Source organism: Arsukibacterium sp. (assembly GCF_036735525.1).
In the GTDB taxonomy this organism is placed as follows: Bacteria; Pseudomonadota; Gammaproteobacteria; order Enterobacterales; family Alteromonadaceae; genus Alishewanella.
This window is the reverse complement of the sequence record NZ_DAINOE010000152.1, coordinates 1-842: the sequence shown is the minus strand read 5'-3', so window position 1 is coordinate 842 and position 842 is coordinate 1. Positions and strand designations below refer to the sequence as shown.

The window sequence follows — 842 nt, the reverse complement described above, 5'->3', positions numbered from 1 at the left end:
AATATGCAATTACGGTGTCGGCTGCAGAATCCGGTATTATCGATATCAACAACAAAGCGCTAACACTACAAGTACAAAGTACTGAAATTTTAGTAGTAACACCTGAACCGGAGCCGGCAGCAGAGGTTAAATCGTCCGGCGGTTCATTGCCTGCAGCATTGTTAGTATTTATTAGCGGATTAGCACTACTGCGCCGCCGGCCACGGCAATAAAACCTGAATGCCAACAGCCCTGCAAGTGCAGGGCTGTCATTTAACTAACAACTTAGCACCTTGACGCTAGCTATCCTGTTTTTTTACCAATTCTATAATTTCGGTTGCCGCATTCAGGATATGCTCCTTCAGCAATTTGCAGGCTTCTTCCGTTTGCCGCTTGCGGCACAATTCCAGTAACAGCGCATGTTCAGGCTCAGCTTTTTTCACACCACCGGCCAGCATTAAATGCACCCGGATATAGCGGTCAGAATTGCTGTTCAGGTTTTGCACCATTTCATAAGTCAACGGCCGGTTGGCAGCGCGGTATAAACTCATATGAAAGCGGCTGTTCAGCTCACTCCAGCTACCTGAGGTATCTGCAGCCTGATATGCCATGCTCATTTGCTGCAGTAGCTGTTCGCTTTGTGCCAGCTCGGCTTCGGTCAGTCTAGGTATTGCCATCCGCAGCAACTCGCATTCCAGCAAAGCGCGCAGTTCAAACAATTCGGTTACCTGCTCTGCCGATAACTTAGTTGCCGTGGCGCCTTTATGCGCCTCAAATTCAACCAAGCCTTCGGCTTCCAGCTGCAGCAGCGCCTCGCGTACCGGAATACGGCTTACTTTTAACTCATCAGCCAGCGCCGCTTG

At 49.6% G+C, this 842-nt stretch carries 2 protein-coding genes; one reads left to right on the top strand and one right to left on the bottom strand.

What is annotated here, in order from left to right; genetic code table 11:
• A partial coding sequence (locus V7D78_RS16435) for a hypothetical protein (RefSeq protein WP_333609540.1) occupies positions 1-212 on the top strand: 212 nt, incomplete at its 5' end.
• Positions 213-278: 66 nt separating this feature from the next.
• On the opposite strand, the gene V7D78_RS16430 is transcribed toward V7D78_RS16435, so the two are convergent.
• The coding region (locus tag V7D78_RS16430; RefSeq protein WP_333609539.1) for a GntR family transcriptional regulator at positions 279-842 on the bottom strand (564 nt) is incomplete at its 5' end.